General features: G+C 67.0%; 15 protein-coding genes. 3 read left to right on the forward strand and 12 right to left on the reverse strand.

Translation table 11 applies throughout. From position 1 onward, the window contains the following. Positions 1-138 precede the first annotated feature (138 nt). On the reverse strand, positions 139-936 hold the full coding sequence (locus DB459_RS03575) for a DUF2189 domain-containing protein (RefSeq protein WP_253711571.1): 798 nt from the start codon (positions 934-936) through the stop codon (positions 139-141). A 90-nt stretch (positions 937-1026) separates the two neighbouring features. Then, on the reverse strand, positions 1027-1443 hold the full coding sequence (locus DB459_RS03580) for a hypothetical protein (RefSeq protein WP_253711572.1): 417 nt from the start codon (positions 1441-1443) through the stop codon (positions 1027-1029). Between the two features lie 369 nt (positions 1444-1812). Here DB459_RS03580 and DB459_RS03585 point away from each other — a divergent pair, with 369 nt between their 5' ends. The 3 genes from DB459_RS03585 to DB459_RS03595 are packed head-to-tail and all read left to right on the forward strand — an operon-like array spanning position 1813 to position 4521. After that, positions 1813-2829 carry an ABC transporter substrate-binding protein gene (locus DB459_RS03585; protein ID WP_371926953.1) on the forward strand — a complete coding sequence of 339 codons (1017 nt, stop codon included), beginning with the start codon at positions 1813-1815 and terminating at the stop codon, positions 2827-2829. Beyond that, entirely contained in the window at positions 2829-3662 is an 834-nt protein-coding gene (locus DB459_RS03590; RefSeq protein WP_253711574.1) for an ABC transporter ATP-binding protein, read from the forward strand. Before DB459_RS03585 ends, DB459_RS03590 begins: the two co-directional genes overlap by 1 nt. A 10-nt stretch (positions 3663-3672) precedes the next feature. Continuing rightward, the gene (locus DB459_RS03595) at positions 3673-4521 is read left to right on the forward strand and encodes an ABC transporter permease (RefSeq protein ID WP_371926859.1); all 849 of its coding nucleotides are present in this window, start codon (positions 3673-3675) and stop codon (positions 4519-4521) included. A gap of 149 nt (positions 4522-4670) precedes the next feature. Here DB459_RS03595 and DB459_RS03600 read toward each other — a convergent pair whose 3' ends face one another. From DB459_RS03600 to DB459_RS03645, 10 genes are all read right to left on the reverse strand, one after another. Then, positions 4671-6167: a porin gene (locus DB459_RS03600; protein ID WP_253711575.1), complete on the reverse strand. Its 1497-nt coding sequence runs from the start codon at positions 6165-6167 to the stop codon at positions 4671-4673. A gap of 296 nt (positions 6168-6463) precedes the next feature. Further along, the gene (gene mmsB, locus DB459_RS03605; protein WP_253711576.1) at positions 6464-7654 is read right to left on the reverse strand and encodes a multiple monosaccharide ABC transporter permease; all 1191 of its coding nucleotides are present in this window, start codon (positions 7652-7654) and stop codon (positions 6464-6466) included. Next, on the reverse strand, positions 7651-9186 hold the full coding sequence (mmsA, locus tag DB459_RS03610; protein ID WP_253711577.1) for a multiple monosaccharide ABC transporter ATP-binding protein: 1536 nt from the start codon (positions 9184-9186) through the stop codon (positions 7651-7653). The genes mmsB and mmsA overlap by 4 nt, the downstream gene beginning before the upstream one ends. Positions 9187-9272: 86 nt before the next feature. Beyond that, positions 9273-10346 (reverse strand): multiple monosaccharide ABC transporter substrate-binding protein, encoded by a 1074-nt coding sequence (gene chvE, locus DB459_RS03615; RefSeq protein WP_253711578.1) that lies wholly within the window; start codon positions 10344-10346, stop codon positions 9273-9275. A 118-nt stretch (positions 10347-10464) separates the two neighbouring features. Further along, positions 10465-11382: an SMP-30/gluconolactonase/LRE family protein gene (locus DB459_RS03620; protein WP_253711579.1), complete on the reverse strand. Its 918-nt coding sequence runs from the start codon at positions 11380-11382 to the stop codon at positions 10465-10467. Between the two features lie 110 nt (positions 11383-11492). After that, positions 11493-12569: an aldose epimerase family protein gene (locus DB459_RS03625; protein WP_253711580.1), complete on the reverse strand. Its 1077-nt coding sequence runs from the start codon at positions 12567-12569 to the stop codon at positions 11493-11495. Then, positions 12566-13498, reverse strand: coding sequence for a Gfo/Idh/MocA family protein (locus DB459_RS03630; protein WP_253711581.1), 933 nt, complete (start codon positions 13496-13498; stop codon positions 12566-12568). Before DB459_RS03630 ends, DB459_RS03625 begins: the two co-directional genes overlap by 4 nt. A 15-nt stretch (positions 13499-13513) precedes the next feature. Continuing rightward, a complete protein-coding gene (locus DB459_RS03635; protein ID WP_253711582.1) occupies positions 13514-14290 on the reverse strand; it encodes a FadR/GntR family transcriptional regulator in 777 nt (258 codons plus the stop codon). Next, a complete protein-coding gene (yjfF, locus tag DB459_RS03640) occupies positions 14287-15267 on the reverse strand; it encodes a galactofuranose ABC transporter, permease protein YjfF (protein ID WP_253711583.1) in 981 nt (326 codons plus the stop codon). Before yjfF ends, DB459_RS03635 begins: the two co-directional genes overlap by 4 nt. Continuing rightward, a complete protein-coding gene (locus DB459_RS03645) occupies positions 15264-16247 on the reverse strand; it encodes an ABC transporter permease (RefSeq protein ID WP_253711584.1) in 984 nt (327 codons plus the stop codon). The genes yjfF and DB459_RS03645 overlap by 4 nt, the downstream gene beginning before the upstream one ends. Positions 16248-16249 lie beyond the last annotated feature (2 nt).

Here is a 16249-nt window from a genome sequence, read left to right on the forward strand (position 1 = left end):
GAGAAACGAGACTCCGAACGCAGAGCGGCGGATCGTGCATATCCCGCGCGTGCGCCATGGCGCACGGGGCTGCGCCAGCCCATCGCCCAACGTCGCGGCGTAGCGGATTGGTCGCGTGCCGCGGGCAAGGAGCGGCCCCTACCCCACAGTCGCCACCGGCGCGACGATGCGGCGGTAGAGATGCCAGGTGGCGTGGCCGAGGATCGGCAGCGTCACCAGGAGGCCAAGAAAGCTCGGCAGCACGGAGACGATGAGCACCACGACGATGATCGCGGCCCAGCCGATCATCGGCAGCGGGCTCGCCACCACGGCGCGGACACTGGTGATCATCGCGGTGACGAAATCGACATCGCGATCGAGCAGCAGCGGAAACGACACCACGGTGAGCGAAAACAGCACCAGCGACAGGATCGCGCCAACCAGATTGCCGATCGCCAGAAACAGCAGGCCGTCGCTGGTGGTCAGCAGCACCTGAAGGAACTCCCTGAGGCTCGAGAAGGACGCATTGAGGCCGAGCAGCAGCGCGATCAGAAGCCGCACCTGGTACATCCAGATGATGAAGACGAAGAGCGTGACGAAGGCCATCCAGCCGATCTCGGGGCGGCCGGTCATGCAGCGCCACACTGCAACGACGGTGACGGGTCGGCCGTTTTCCAGCCGGCGGCTGACCTCATAGAGCCCGACGGCGACGAAGGGGCCGACCAGGGCGAAGCCCGCGGCCAGCGGATAGGCGAGATAGACCGCGCCGAAGGCCGTGACGCAGAGCACGATGAGAAGCCCGCCGAGGGCGTAGAAGGCGCCGAAGGCGAGGCCATAAAGCGGCGCGGCGCGAAAATCGCGCAGCCCCTGCGCCAGCGCCTCGGCGATGTCGGACGCTGTAATGCTGCGGACAACCGGATCGCGCGGACCCGAGGTCTCGATCGTGGTCCCTGCCATGGTCTTCCCCGTGATTTATAGTTCGTTGGGGAGAGGATTCTTCAAACGTGGCAGACGCGCAAGCGGGATTTGATGACGATGCCCGGACCGTCAGCGGATGATGCGGGCGGTGACGCCGGCGACGAGCTGCAACACCACGCCGAGCAGCCAGCCCAGCCCGATCAAGATCGCGACCCAGTTCGGCGGTTCGAGATCGAGCACGATGGCAACGACGCTGATCAGCGCGGCGACCGGGGCGAGGAAGGTCCCGAACGAACTGGCGATCTGGACCTTTTCCGGAAGCGGCTCGGAAGCATCGTCGCGGCGTCCCGACATGTCGATGCCGAGATAGAAGCCGACCGCGCCACAGATCATCATGGCGAGGACGAAGCCGACCGTCATCATCCCCTGGATCCCGGACTTGGCGACATAGGCCGCGACGAACAATCCGCAGGATGCACCCGCAGTGGCGAGGCCGACGCGCTCGAGAACATGGGCGAAACGGTTGGAACGGGAACGAAGAGGCATCGTCAATCTCGCTCTTTGCCGTTGAATTCGTCACGCCTGATGCGGCCGGACATTCGCGGGCTGACCCGAAGCCATCTTCCGCGGCTGGCCCGATCGTGACTTGAGCCAAGTCAAATGTGCCGGCACCCGGCCACAATGGCACGTCCCGGGGAATCCGTCGACCGCGAGGCGCGGCTCGCGAGGGCCGGACTTTCGCAAGATGCAACCGCCAACGGTGCTCCGGGCAACGGTATTTTGGCGATTGACAGAGCTCACCGGCGGTGGGCTACATGCCTGCCCGATCAGCCCAATCCGTCCTGGCGTCGCGACCGGGGACACGAGATCCATCAGGGACCAACGCCCATGCGCAAGATACCTGTCCGCCGTCCGATGCTCGCTCGTTGGGCGGGCGCCCTCCTGATCGCTGCGGCCGCCACCATCACCCTGCTGCCACGCCCTGCGGATGCCCAGACGGCGGTCAAGATCATGGTCGGCGGCATCGACAAGCAGATCTATCTGCCGGCGAAACTGGCCGCCCAGCTCGGCTTCTTCAAGGAACAGGGCCTGGAGGTCGAATTGTTCAATTCGACGTCGGGCTCCCAGGCGGCCACCGCCCTGCTCGCCCGCGAGGTTCAGGGCGTGGTCGGGTTCTACGATCACACCATCGACCTGCAGTCGAAGGGCAAGTTCATCACCGACGTGGTGCAATTCTCGGTGGCGCCGGGCGAGACCGTGCTGGTCAAGGCCGCCGATGCCGACAAGCTGAAGGATCCGGCGACCTGGAAGGGCCAGGCCCTCGGCGTGACGGGGCTGGGGTCGGCCACCGACTTCCTCACCCGGGCGCTCGCCGCCAAGGCCGGCCTGAAAGTGCAGGATTATACGCTGGTCCCGGTCGGCGCCGGCGACACCTTTCTTGCCGCGATGCAGCAGGGCAAGATCGTCTCCGGCATGACCACCGAACCGACGGTGCAGCGCGCGCTCAAGGCCGGCACCGCCAAGGTCGGCATCGACCTGCGCACGCCGGAAGCGACCCGCGCCGCCCTCGGCGGCGATTATCCGGCGGCCTGTCTCTACATGGACCGCGGCTGGATGGAAGCAAACAAGGAGACGGCGCAGAAGATCGTCAACGCGCTGGTCAAGACGCTGAAGTGGATGAACGCCCATTCGCCCGAGGAAATCGCGGCGCAGATGCCGAAGGACTATTACGCCGGCGACCTTGCGCTGTATGTGCAGGGCCTCAAGGAAGGCAAGGCCCAGTATTCGGCCGACGGCATGATGCCGGAGGGCGCGCCGGAGTCCGTGCTGAAGGTGCTGTCCAGCTTCTCGCCGAATGTGCAGGGCAAGACCATCGACCTGTCGAAGACCTTCACGCGGGAGTTCGTCGTCAAGGCGAATGCATCCCATTGATGACCGGACCTGATGCGAGCATGACCGGCACCGCCACCGCCGCGGTCGAACTCAAGCACGTCGCCCGCCGCTTCGTGACGCCGAGCGGCGACGTGCTCTCCGCGCTCGAGGATTTCGACCTGCGCATCGCGCCCGGCGAATTCTGCGCCGTGGTCGGCCCGACCGGCTGCGGCAAGTCCACCACGCTCGGGCTGATCGCCGGACTGGCGCGGCCCCAGGCCGGCGAGGTCAGCCTGTTCGGCGCGCCGGTGGGCGGCGTCGACCGCCGGGTCGGCTTCGTCTTCCAGCAGGACGCGGTGTTCCCGTGGCGCAATGTGCTCGGCAATGTCATGGCGGGACCGCTGTTTCGCGGCGTCGAGGCCGCCAAAGCGAAGGCCGAGGCGCTGGACTGGATTTCCAGGGTCGGTCTCACGGGTTTCGAGAACCATCATCCCCATCAGCTCTCCGGCGGCATGCGCAAGCGCGTGGCGCTGGCGCAGACCTTCATCAACCATCCGAAGGTGCTGCTGATGGACGAGCCGTTCTCCGCGCTCGACGTCCAGACCCGCGAACTGATGCAGGAAGAGCTGTTGCAGTTGTGGGCCCAGCAGCAGTCGGCGGTGCTGTTCGTCACCCACGATCTCGACGAGGCGATCCTGCTCGCCGACCGCGTCGCGGTGCTGACCACCCGGCCGGCGCGGGTCAAGTCGGTGCACACCATCGACCTGCCGCGCCCCCGCGATGTCGCGACGCTGCGCTACGACGAGCGGTTCATCACCATCGCGCGGCGGATTTCCGACGATCTGAGAGAGGAAGTGCTGCGGGCGCGCGCCGGCGCACTGATCCACACATGACCAGTATCGCATGACCAGCATCACCGACCAACCCATCGCACGCGACGGCCGCCTCGAACCGATGGTCGACCGCATCCGCCGCTACAATCGCACGGTGCTGGCGCTCCGCCTCGCCGTGCTGGTCGCGCTGATCGCCGGCTGGGAAGGCGGCGTCCGCCTCGGCGCGATCGACCCGTTCTTCTTCGGCCAGCCGAGCGCCATCGTCGTCAAGCTCGTCGACTGGTTCCAGAACGGCACCTCGATCGGCCCGTTGTGGATGCAGATCTGGGTGACGATCTACGAGGCCGGCGCCGGCTTCCTGATCGGCGCCGTGCTCGGCATCTTTTGCGGCATCGCGCTAGGGCGCAACCAGCTCCTCTCCGACATCTTCTCGATCTACATCAAGGTCGCCAATTCGATTCCGCGCGTCGTGCTCGGCTCGATCTTCATCGTCGCGCTCGGCCTCGGCGCCCCCTCCAAGATCGCCCTCGCGGTCGTCATGGTGTTCTTCGTGGTGTTCGCCAACGCCTTCCAGGGCGTGCGCGAGGCGGACAAGAACCTGATCGCCAATGCCCGCATTCTCGGCGCCAGCCCCTGGCAGATGACCCGCGCGGTGGTGATCCCTTCGGCGCTGTCCTGGATCCTGGCGAGCCTGCATGTCAGCTTCGGCTTCGCCCTGGTCGGCGCCATCGTCGGCGAATTCCTCGGCGCCCGCGAAGGCATGGGGCTCTTGATCGCAACCGCCCAGGGCTCGTTCGATTCCAACGGCGTCTTCGCCGCCATGATCGTCATCGCCGTGGTGGCGCTGATCGCCGAATGGCTGCTGACGATGATCGAGAACCGGCTGCTGACCTGGCGGCCGGAGACGAGCCGGGAGTAGACACGGCGTCGCCCGTGGCTCGACCGGGCGAGCCCGTACGCCGGGACGCCGGAGATGCGAGAAGGCGTCAGTCGCCGGGCCTATTTCCGTTCACACGGAGTAACGCCCCCCCCCCCGGACAAGCCGGGGGGCGACAGCACGATGCGCGCTCAGAAATTACGCCTGATCTCGACCGCGCCCTGATAGAGATCCTGGTCCTTGAGCTGGAATGTCGAGCCCGCCGGATAGCCGGGAATTGCAGTGCCCGTCGTCGTGAAGGTGCCGGTCAGGTGCTGGTTGAGCCTGACATAGGTGAACTCGGCGGCGAGCGTCAGATCCTTGACCGGCGTCCACGCCGTCCGGGTGCCGATCTCGGCGAGTGCGAGATCGAAGCTTCCACTCGCCGTCGTGAAGCCGGTGCTGAGACGGCCGGCATTGGCGGCGGCGAGCAGCAGCGCGTCGCCGGTCGAGCCGTAGGAGATCCTGCTGTAGGAGGCGAACAGCGAGGTGCGCCACTGCGGCGTCCAATAGTGCTCGTAGAAGGCCGCGGCCTGCCAGGCGTCGCTCTTCTCGATGCTGGTGCCCGTGCCATAGACACCGTCGAGAACGTAGCCGAAGCCCATGCCGCCGTTGCCGAGCTTGGCGAGACGCCCGGCGCCGGCACTGTCCCAGGTGCCGCCGAAAACATACTTGGCGGCGCCGTTGCCGTACGACGCCTGGACTTTCAGGCTGTCGCCGCTCCCGGTCGGCAGCTGCTTGAGTTCAAAGGCGCCGATCACCGCATAGCCCCAAGTCGACGACGGATGACTGCTGTCGCTGTCCGTCGGCGTGTAATAGGTGCCATGGACCTCGTGCGCCGCAGCGCCGACATGCAGCGTTCCCCAACCCTGGTCGAGCCGCAGATTGCCGACGATATCGGGCACATGATCGCCGCCCTGGGCATTGCCCTGGAACGTGTTCGCCGTGGTGCCGTAGCCGATGGTCGCGCCGCCGAACGGACCGAGCAATGCGCTCGAACCGCCGAGTGAGGTATTGACGGTGCCGGCGGAGCGATAGGGCTGGGCGTCTTCGAGCGAGATCGTGCCGGATACGCCGTTGCCGAATTCGGCCGTATAGGCGAGCTGCGGCAGGCCGGTGTCGTTGTGCGAGCCCGACAACGCGCCCGTCGACGTGCCGATGATGGGCTTGGTCAGCGCCCATTGCGGATCGAATTCAGAGACGGCCTTGCCGAAGGTGAAGCCGGCGAACTGGATGAACAGGAAATCATTCTCGGTGTAGCCGCCCGAGATGTTCTCGCGTCCCTGCGAAAAGTCGAACAGCACGCTCGCATAGGTGCGCAGCACGCCGTAGTCGGTTTGCGTCCTGGTATCGAGGAAGAGATAGGCCCGCTCGCGCGTCGTGTAGTAGCTGCGATTGTAGGCATTGGCGCCGCCGGTGCCGCCCTGGAAGTACGGCACGCCCCAGGGATTGCCGTTGAAGGTGGCGCCGATGCGGATCGCGCCGCCGATGCGAAGACAGGTATCCGTTCCGGGAATAAAGTAGAATCCGGCGCCATAGGCCGTGCAGATCCTGACATATTCGACCGGCTTCGCCTTGACCGGCAGGTCGGCGGCCACGGCGCTGCCGAGCGTGGCGCAGGCCGCCGCGGTTCCCAGCAGCACTGGCATCAAACAGCGTTTGTGTCGTCCCAACATCGATCATCCCCACTCGCGGCCTCGGGCTTGCCGACGACCGCAGGCTTTCGAACCTGCGCAGCAATCGCTGCGGCGCCGCCACGCCTGCCAACGGCGGCAACTCGGTTGCGAGACCGCGGCAGACTCACGTTGCGCAGGGAACGATGACACGCCGATGATCCGCAAGGGAACCCGGCGGATCGGCGGCGACGGGCAGCCATGCGCTCACATCTTGGCGATTGGTGCCCCCTCCGCTGATGGGTGCGCGCGCCCGCAACGGCCGGCCGCGCTCAACGTCGCTGGTTATAGACGTCGAGGCACACCGCCCCGAGCAGCACCAGGCCCTTGATGACCTGCTGGTAATCGATGCCGATGCCGAGGATCGACATGCCGTTGTTCATCACCCCCATGATCATGGCGCCGATCACCGCACCGCCGACCCGGCCGACCCCGCCATAGGCCGACGCCCCGCCGATGAAGCAGGCCGCGATGACGTCGAGCTCGAAGCCGAGGCCAGCCTTGGGCGTCGCCGTGTTGAGCCGCGCCGCGAACACAAGTCCGGCCAGCGCCGCCAGCACCCCCATATTGACGAAGGTCAGGAAGGTCAGCCGCTCGGTGTGAATGCCCGACAGCTTGGCCGCCTTGGCATTGCCCCCGACCGCATAGATCTGCCGGCCGATCACCGTCCGCGAGGTGACGAAGGCATAGAGCGCGATCAGCACCGTCATGATCACCAGCACATTGGGCAGGCCGCGGTGCGAGGCGATCAGGTAGGTGAAATAGGCGATGACGACGACGAGCGCCGTGCTTTTGAAAACGAAGACGCCGGTCGGCTCGACCTCGATGCCGTGGGATTGCTGGCGCGCGCGCAGCTTGATGCTGGCGTAGACCAGGGCCAAGGTCAGCACCCCGCCGATCAGCATGGAGGTCGGATACAGCGATCCGGCGGCGGGAAACAGCTCGGGGATGAAGCCGGACGACAGTTTCTGGAACGTTGCCGGGAACGGCCCGACCGACTGGCCCTCCAGCAGCGCCAGCGCCAGCCCCTTGAACACCAGCATGCCGGCGAGGGTGACGATGAAGGACGGGATCTTGAAATAGGCCACCCAGTAGCCCTGGGCGGCGCCGATGGCAGCACCAACCAGCAGGCACGCCACGAAGGCGAGCCCGTAATTGACATGCAGGCGCACCATCAGCACGGCGGCGACGGCGCCGACGAAGCCGGCCACCGAGCCGACCGACAGGTCGATGTGACCGGTGACGATCACCAGCAGCATGCCGAGCGCCATGATCACGATGTAGCTGTTCTGCAGGACCAGATTGGTGAGGTTGAGCGGCTGCAGCAGCGTCCCCTCGGTCATCACCTGGAAAAACAGCATGATCGCGAACAGCGACAGCAGCATGCCGTATTCGCGCAGGTTGTTCTTGATGAAGCCGGTATGGGACCGCCGCTCGGGGAGCGTCACCGTCTTGTCGCTCATGGCCGTTTCTCTCCCTTGCGCATGATCGCGCGCATGATCTTTTCCTGGGTTGCCTCGCCGGCCGTGAATTCTCCGACGAAGGCGCCGTCATCCATGACGCAGATGCGGTCGCAGATGCCGAGCAATTCGGGCAATTCCGACGAGATCACGATCACGCCCCTGCCGGCCTCCGCCAGCTCGTTGATGATGCAGTAGATCTCGTACTTGGCGCCGACGTCGATGCCGCGGGTCGGCTCATCCAGGATCAGCACCCTGGGATCGGTCAACAGCCATTTCGACAGCACCACCTTCTGCTGGTTGCCGCCCGACAGGGTCCCGGTCTCCTGATAGACGTCGCGGCAGCGGATGCGCATGCGATTGCGATAGTCGCTGGCGAGCCTGAGCTCCCGCACCTCGTCGATCACCCGCCGCGGCGCCACCTTCTCGAGACTCGCCAGCGTGATGTTCTTGCGGACATCGTCGCCGAGGAGCAGGCCGAGCTGCTTGCGGTCTTCCGTGACATAGGCGAGCCCCGCGGCGATGGCGCGCGGCACCGTGGAGAGATCGACGTCCTCGCCGTCGAGGCGGGCGCGGCCGCTGATCCGGTGGCCCCAGGACCGGCCGAACAGGCTCATGGCGAATTCGGTGCGGCCGGCGCCCATCAGTCCGGCGATGCCGACGACCTCGCCGCGGCGGACTTCGAGTCCGACATTCTTGACGACCTGGCGGTCGGGATGCAGCGGGTGATAGACCGACCAGTTTTCGACGGCGAACACCGGTTCGCCGATCCGCGACTCGCGCTCCGGAAAACGATGGGCCAGATCGCGATCGACCATGCTGCGGATGATGCGGTCTTCCTCCACCGCCTCGGCCCGGCAGTCGATGCCGTCGACGGTACGACCGTCACGCAGCACCGTGATGCGATCGGCGACCCGCGCCACCTCGCCGAGCTTGTGCGAGATCAGGATCGAGGCGATGCCCTGGTCGCGAAACGCGACCAGACGATCGAGCAGCGCGGCGCTGTCCTTTTCGTTCAAGCTGGCGGTCGGCTCGTCGAGGATCAAAAGCCGTACCTTCTTGGACAGCGCCTTGGCGATCTCGACCAGCTGCTGCTTGCCGACGCCGAGATCGGTGACCAGCGTATCGGGCCCCTCGGCTAGGCCGACCTGGGCGAGCAGTTCCCTGGTGCGCCGATAGACTTCATCGCGGTCGATCACGCCGAAGCGGGAGGGCGGATGCGACAGGAAGATATTCTCGGCGATCGACATCAGCGGGATCAGGGCGAGTTCCTGATGAATAATGATGATGCCGAGCGCCTCGCAATCGTTGATATCGCGAAAGCGCCGCTCCTCGCCGTCGAAGACGATGGTGCCCTCGTAGCTGCCGTAGGGATAGACGCCGCTCAGCACCTTCATCAGCGTGGACTTGCCGGCGCCGTTCTCGCCGACCAGCGCGTGGATTTCGCCCGGCGCGACGGTGAAACAGACGTCGCGCAGGGCCTGCACGCCGGCAAAGCTCTTGCTGACGCCGCGCATCTCGAGAATCTCCGTCATCGGGGCATCTCCTTCGCAACCGGGAATGGGGCGCCTGGCGGCGCGCGCCGGCATCCGCTCGCCGGCGCGCGATCCGCCATCGATGATCAATCGATCTGCGAGCGTTTGTAGTAGCCGCTGTCGATCAGGAGCTTTTCCCAGTTGGTCTTGTCGACCACCACCGGCTTGAGCAGATAGGACGGCACCACCTTGACGCCGTTGTTGTAGGTCTTGGTGTCGTTGACCTTGACCTCCTTGCTGCTCAGCGCGGCATCGACCATGTCGGCGGTGACACGGGCGAGATCGCGGGTGTCCTTGAAGATGGTCGAATACTGCTCGCCGCGCAGCATCGACTTGATCGACGGCACCTCCGCATCCTGCCCGGTGACGATCGGCATCGGCATGTCGCCGCTGCCATAGCCGACACCCTTGAGCGAGGACAGGATGCCGATCGACAGCCCGTCATAGGGCGACAGCACCGCGTGAAGACGCTTCTTGCCGTAATAGGCGCTCAGGAGGTTGTCCATGCGTGCCTGGGCCGTGGCGCCGTCCCAGCGCAGGGTCGAGACCTTGTCCATGCCCATCTGGCCGCTGCCGACCACCAGCTTGCCGCCGTCGATATAGGGCTTCAGCACCGACATGGCGCCGTTGTAGAAGAAATAGGCGTTGTTATCGTCCGGCGAGCCGCCGAACAGTTCGATGTTGAAGGGACCCTTGCCGTCCTTGAGCCCGAGCGCATTCTCGATCGATTGCGCCTGCAGCACCCCGACCTGGAAATTGTCGAAGGTTGCATAATAGTCGACGTTGGGCGTGTCGCGGATCAGGCGGTCATAGGCGATGACGGTGATGCCCTTGGCCCTCGCCTGCTTGAGCACGTCGGACAGCGTGGTGCCGTCGATCGCCGCGATCACCAGCACCTTGGCGCCCTTGGTCACCATGTTCTCGATCTGGGACAGCTGGTTGGGAATGTCGTCCTCGGCGTATTGCAGATCGGTGCCGTAGCCGCGATCCTTGAGCACCTTGACGATGTTGTTGCCGTCGTCGATCCAGCGCGCGGAGGATTTGGTCGGCATCGCGATGCCGACCGTCGGCTTGGTCTGGGCCGCCGCACCGCCAGCGGTGACCGCGGCCGCCAGCGCCGCCGCGGCCAGGGCCGCCAATGTGGTTCTGAAGATCGTCATGGTTCTCTCCCTTGAGCATCGAATCGAGCGTTGAACTCGTCGACCGTTTTCTGCTGTTTGTTGTGCGATAGATCGCGGACGCGCAGCGCGCAGTGTTCGGTTTGCGGGATCTCCTCGTTCAGGGGTCTGCGAGCTTGACGTCGGCCGCGGGCCGGCCGCGCACCGCGGCCTCGATCACGAAGGTGCGGCCATGATCGGGATCGGCCGCCCGCTCCGCCTCGTCCATGCCCTGCCAGGCCGAGGTCACCAGCAGGCGGTCGAGAGCGCGACCGACGAAGGCCGGGCAGCTCGCCTGGCGTGCCGGCACGCGGACCGAGCGCAGATGCTCGCCCTCCGGCGTGTAGACGTCGACACAGCCGCCGCCCCACCGGGCGTTCCAGATCAGGCCCGACGCATCGACGACGGCGCCGTCGATGCTGCCGCCGCCGCGACGCCGGTGCAGCGCCGCCGGCGGTCCGGCCGGCAGCCCCGTCGCCGGATCCACAGCGACGCGGTAGAGCACGTTGGTGGCGGTATCGGCGAAATAGCCGGTGCCGCCGTCGGGCGAGAAGCAGATCGCGTTCGGAATGGTGATATTGACGTAGAGCCGCGACAGCCGCCCGCGATACAGCGCGTAGATCGCGCCAAGGCCGCGTTCGGCGTTGCGGCCCATGGTGCCGATCCAGAACGTGCCCGACGGATGCACCCGCGCGTCGTTCGAGCGGGTCAACGGATTGTCGGCCTCGAGCGCGCAAAGGAGTTCCACGCCGCCATAGGCGACGCTACGGACATAGAGACCGTCGTCGGCAACCAAAAGCTGGCGTCCGGCGTCGATCCGCGCCAGCGCGCTCGCCATCACCGGCAGGTGATGGATGATCGCCCGACCGCTCGACAACGTCACCTCGAACAGCCGACGCTCGAGGATGTCGAACCACCATGCGGTGTCGGTCGCCGGATCATAAGTCGGCCCCTCGCCGAGATGGCAGCGTTCGGCAGAAAGGAGCGAGACCGGCATCTGTTCCGGCATCTCGTTCATTACCTCGCCGCCGCCGGTCATCGACGCCTCGCAGTCCAACTCACCTCCTAATTGTGAACCGATCACACCCTCACCTGTCAACTGCGGAGCGTCGCGACGGCTCGCCCCTTGCGCCCCTGCCATCGCCGCACTCATGCCAGGGAGAAACGGTAGACGGTGTGGTGACGATAGACGTCGCCGGGCGCGAGCAGCGCCGACGGGAAATCCGGGCGATTGGGCGCATCCGGCCAGACCTGCGGCTCGAGACAGATCGCATCCGACTGCCGATAGAGCCGGCCCGACTTGCCCGCTGTCATCCCGTCGAGAAAGTTCCCCGAATAGACCTGAAGGCCCGGCTGGTCGGTCAGAAGTTCCAGCACGCGCCGCGACGTCGGCGATTCCAGCCGGGCGCCGAGGCGCAGCCCCGCGCCGGGGCGCAGACAGAAATTGTGGTCGTAGCCGCGCCCCTGCCGCAGTTGCGCATCGCCTTGGCGGATGCGGGCGCCGACCGCGACGGGACTTCGAAAATCGAACGGCGTGCCGGCGACGCCGTCCGGAGCGCCCGGCAGCGGAATGGAGCCGGGACCGATGGCGAGAAACGAGTCGGCGGCGACGGTGAGCCGATGATCGAGAACGTCGCCGCTCGTCACCGCCCCGTCGAGGTTGAAGAAACTGTGATTGGTCAGATTGACCACGGTCGGCCGGTCACAGCTCGCCTCGAAGGCGAGCGACAGTTCGGCCGGACCGCTCAGGCGATAGGTCAGCCGGACGTCGAGCGTGCCGGGATAGCCTTCTTCGCCGTCGGCGCTGACATAGGCCAGCGACACCGCCGGCTCCGACCCCTCGTCGACATCGACGACGCGCCACGGCTTGCGGTCGAAGCCCGCGATGCCGCCATGCAGCGCATTCGGGCCGTCATTGGCGGCGAGGCGCACCACCTCGCCGTCCAGGGCGAAGCTGGCGCCGGCGATACGGTTGGCATAGCGGCCGACGGTCGCGCCATAGAACTGCCGCGGCGTCAGATAGCCGTCGAGATCGTCGAAGCCGAGCACGACATCGTCGCAGCGGCCCTCGCCGTCGGGCACCAGAAGAGCCTGGAGCCGCGCCCCGAAGGTGATGACGCGCGCTTCGAAGCCGGGCGCAGTGCGCAGGGCAATGCGCTCCACCGTGGTGCCGTCGGCCAGGGTGCCGAAGACCTCGCGGCGGATTGCCGGGCTTGCGGCGCTCATCGCTCGTCCTCGAAGGCTTCGACGGTGCTGCGATGGCCGAGCAGGAAGGCATCGGCGACGAGCGTCAGCGGCGCGAGATCGACATCGCTGGCGCCGCGCCCGGCGAGTTCGACGAACCGGCCATAGAGGCCGCGATATTCGGCCTCCGGCGCATCGACCAGCACCTCGCCGTTCTCCGTCAGGCGGGCGCCGCCCGACGACAGGGTGAGCCTGCCGCCGTCGGTCTCGACATCGATGTCCCAGGTCTGCACGCCGGTCTGGCGGAAATCGAATTCGGCCCGGACCGGCAGCCCCTCGGTGTCCGCGAGCGCGAGGCTCGCCGCAATCGGCGCCTGCCGATTGGCCGGAAACGACAGCGCCGCGGCCGTGACGAACAGCGGTCGCGGCAGGATACGGGTGAGGATCGACAGCGCGTTGATGCCGGGATCGAACACGCCGAGGCCGCCGGGCTCCCAGATCCAGCCCTGCCCCGGATGCCAGACCCGCACGTCTTCCGTCCAGGCGACCGTCACCGCGCCGATGCGACGCCCGGACAGCAGGTTCCGCGCCGGCTCCACCGCCGGGGCGAAGCGCGAATGCCAGGTCGCGAACAGGGTCCGCCGCGCGCCGTGCGCGGCCGCGAGCAACGGTGCGATTTCGGCCACCGTGGCGCCGGGCGGCTTCTCCAGCAGCACATGCTTGCCGGCGGCCAGCGCCAGCGCCGCCTGGCCGCGGCGGACCTGCGGCGGCGTGCACAGCGCCACGGCGTCGATCGCGGTGCCATGCCGGAGCAGTTCGTCGAGCGTCGTGAAATGCGGCACGCCCGGCAGCGAGGCGTTGCGGCTGGCGACGGCGGCGAGCTCGACGCCGGGCGTCGCCGCGATGGCCGGCACATGCTGGTCCCGGGCGATCTTGCCGAAACCGACGATGGCGATGCGCAGAACAGACATGGGTTCCTTTCCCGATCAAATCACAGGCGCGGCCGGCGCCGCGTCGTCAGGACGACGGCCCGCCGCCACAGGCTCCGGCGCTTCGTGCCGCCGCATGCCGTTGTAGATCACCTCGGTCATGGCCGCCGCCGCGGCCTGCGCATTGCCGTCGGCGATGGCATCGACGATGCGCTGGTGCCACAGCAGCACGGTGTCGCGGTCCTGCGGCTCGACCGGCGCGCTGAGCAGGAACGATGCGCGCAGCGCCGCCTCGATGACGCTGCCGATCGAGCGCATGAAGAGGTTGCCCGAGGCATTGGCCACCGCGACATGCAAAGCGAGGTCGGCATCGGCGAAGCCGACCGAGTCGGAGGCCTCGCGGCGCATGCCGTCCATACTGCGCTGCAGTTCGGCGATGTCGGCCTCCGAGCGCCTTGCTGCCGCCAGCGCCGCGGCACGCGGCTCGACGGCGAGACGGATTTCGGCGAGATCGCCGAGGAAGCGCTTGTCGATTCCGGCATCGAGATGCCAGGCGAGGACGTCGGCATCGAACATGTTCCAGGCGCCGCGTTCGCGCACGACCGTGCCGACCCGCGCCTTGGTCGACAGCAGCCCCTTGGCGACCAGGGTCTTGACGGCTTCCCGCAGCACCGGCCGCGACACGCCGAAGCGCGCGGTGAGTTCGGCGTCGCCCGGCAGCTTGGCGCCCTCGGCAAAGCGCCTCGCGATGATGTCGATGCCGATACTGCGGGCGACCTCGGCGTGGTTGGAATGAGCGCGGCCGGTCGGAATGACCACGAGACGGGGTTTCATGGCGAGGCTCCTGCTCTGCCGCGAACCGAACGGCGGGCAATGCCGGTCAGCGCCTGCTGAAGGGCGATGAAGACGAACAGCAAGACGCCCGTGGCGATCTTGGCCCACCAGCTCGACAGCGTGCCGTCGAAATTGATGTAGGTCTGAATCAGGCCCTGGATCAACACGCCGAGAAAGGTACCGATGACCGTGCCGTGGCCGCCGGTCAGGAGCGTGCCGCCGATGACCACCGCGGCGATGGTATCGAGCTCCACTCCGACCGCCGACAGCGAGTAGCCGGCGCCGGTATAGAACGAGAAGACGATGCCGGAGAGACCCGCCAGCAGGCTCGACAGCATGTAGATGCGGATGGTGGTCGACGCCACCGGCAGGCCCATCAGCGCGGCGCTGGCGCGGTTGCCGCCCAGCGCATAGACGCTGGCGCCGAACCGGGTGAAGTGCAGCAGCACCGCGCCGGCGCCGACCACCGCCAGCATGATCAGCGCGATCGCCGTCAGACGGCCGCCGCCGGGCAGGCGCACGGCGAAATCGGACACCGCGGCATAGAGCGGGGCGTTGATCGCGGTCGATTCCGTCGACATCAGGAAGCTGGCGCCGCGGGCGAGGAACATGCCCGCCAGGGTGACGATGAAGGGCGGCATGTCGAAAGCCTGGATCACCGCGCCCATGGTCGCGCCGAAGGCGGCGCACAGCACCAGCACCGCGGCGAAGGCGAGCCACGGCGGCATGCCCGCCCGCTCGATCGCCAGCGCGACGAACACCGTGGTGAAGCCGATCACCGAGCCGACCGACAGGTCGATGCCGCCGGAAATGATCACGAAGGTCATGCCGGTGGCGACGATGCCGAGAAAGGCATTGTCGGTGAGCAGATTGGCGACGACGCGGGTCGAGGCGAAATTGGGAAACTGCAGCGTGCAGATCGCGAAGCCGACGACGAAGACGACGGCGGTGACGACGACCCCTTGCAGGCGCATCATGCCCGGGCCCTCCGCCAGAATCCGGCGACATCGGCGAAACGCGGCGATTGCAGCAGCAGAACGATCATCACGACGACGGCCTTGACCACGAGATTGAATTCCGGCGGATAGCCGGACAGCAGGATGCCGGTGTTCATCGCCTGGATGATCAGCGCGCCGAGCATCGCCAGCGCCAGGCTGAAGCGGCCGCCGAACAGCGAGGTGCCGCCGATCACCACCGCCAGGATGGCGTCGAGTTCGAGCCAGAGCCCGGCGTTGTTGGCGTCGGCGCCCATGATGTCCGCCGCGGCGATGACCCCGGCGAGCGCGGCGCACAGGCTGCACCAGACATAGACCGCCATGATCATCGCCCGGGTGCCGACGCCGGCGAGTTTGCTCGCCCTCTCGTTGCCGCCGGTCGCCTCGATCAGGAGACCGAGCGCCGAGCCGCGCACCACCAGGGCGGTGACCAGCAGCATGCCGAGCGCGATCGCCACCGGCGCCGGCACGCCGGCGAGCGCGCCATTGCCGAGCCAGGTGACATCCGGCGCGCTGAAGGTGACGATCCGACCTTCGGTGATGAGCTGGGCGATGCCGCGGCCGGCGACCATCAGGATCAGGGTGGCGACGATCGGCTGGATGCCGAGCACCGCGACCAGGAAGCCGTTCCACAGGCCGCAGACAAGGCCGGCGCCCAGCGCCGCGGCCAGCACCACCGGCAGGCCATGAGCGTCGGCGAGGCTCGCCGCGATGGCCCCGGCGATCGCCATGACCGCGCCGACCGACAGGTCGATGCCGCGGGTGGCGATCACCAGCACCATGCCGAGCGCCAGCAGCGCCACCGGCGCCCCGCGGTTGAAGACATCGACCAGACTGCCGAACAGCCGGCCATCCTGCAGCCGCAGGTCGAAGAATTGCGGCGAGACGGCGCGGTCGATCAGCAGGATGACGACGAAGGCGAGGAACTGGGGAAGGCCGCGGCGCAGCAGGCGAAGCACCATGA

Origin of the sequence: Bradyrhizobium sp. WD16 (assembly GCF_024181725.1) — a bacterium.
GTDB lineage: Bacteria > Pseudomonadota > Alphaproteobacteria > Rhizobiales > Xanthobacteraceae > Bradyrhizobium_A.

Bases quoted from the DNA above. Each gene is read 5' to 3' on its own strand.
- DB459_RS03595 (WP_371926859.1), top strand. From the start codon at position 3,673: ATGACCAGCATCACCGACCAACCCATCGCACGCGACGGCCGCCTCGAA.
- mmsB (WP_253711576.1), bottom strand. From the start codon at position 7,654: ATGAGCGACAAGACGGTGACGCTCCCCGAGCGGCGGTCCCATACCGGC.
- DB459_RS03645 (WP_253711584.1), bottom strand. From the start codon at position 16,247: ATGGTGCTTCGCCTGCTGCGCCGCGGCCTTCCCCAGTTCCTCGCCTTC.
- DB459_RS03625 (WP_253711580.1), bottom strand. From the start codon at position 12,569: ATGAGCGCCGCAAGCCCGGCAATCCGCCGCGAGGTCTTCGGCACCCTG.
- chvE (WP_253711578.1), bottom strand. From the start codon at position 10,346: ATGACGATCTTCAGAACCACATTGGCGGCCCTGGCCGCGGCGGCGCTG.
- DB459_RS03600 (WP_253711575.1), bottom strand. From the start codon at position 6,167: ATGCCAGTGCTGCTGGGAACCGCGGCGGCCTGCGCCACGCTCGGCAGC.
- DB459_RS03575 (WP_253711571.1), bottom strand. From the start codon at position 936: ATGGCAGGGACCACGATCGAGACCTCGGGTCCGCGCGATCCGGTTGTC.
- DB459_RS03585 (WP_371926953.1), top strand. From the start codon at position 1,813: ATGCTCGCTCGTTGGGCGGGCGCCCTCCTGATCGCTGCGGCCGCCACC.
- DB459_RS03635 (WP_253711582.1), bottom strand. From the start codon at position 14,290: ATGAAACCCCGTCTCGTGGTCATTCCGACCGGCCGCGCTCATTCCAAC.
- yjfF (WP_253711583.1), bottom strand. From the start codon at position 15,267: ATGATGCGCCTGCAAGGGGTCGTCGTCACCGCCGTCGTCTTCGTCGTC.
- DB459_RS03590 (WP_253711574.1), top strand. From the start codon at position 2,829: ATGACCGGACCTGATGCGAGCATGACCGGCACCGCCACCGCCGCGGTC.
- DB459_RS03620 (WP_253711579.1), bottom strand. From the start codon at position 11,382: ATGACCGGCGGCGGCGAGGTAATGAACGAGATGCCGGAACAGATGCCG.
- DB459_RS03630 (WP_253711581.1), bottom strand. From the start codon at position 13,498: ATGTCTGTTCTGCGCATCGCCATCGTCGGTTTCGGCAAGATCGCCCGG.
- mmsA (WP_253711577.1), bottom strand. From the start codon at position 9,186: ATGACGGAGATTCTCGAGATGCGCGGCGTCAGCAAGAGCTTTGCCGGC.
- DB459_RS03580 (WP_253711572.1), bottom strand. From the start codon at position 1,443: ATGCCTCTTCGTTCCCGTTCCAACCGTTTCGCCCATGTTCTCGAGCGC.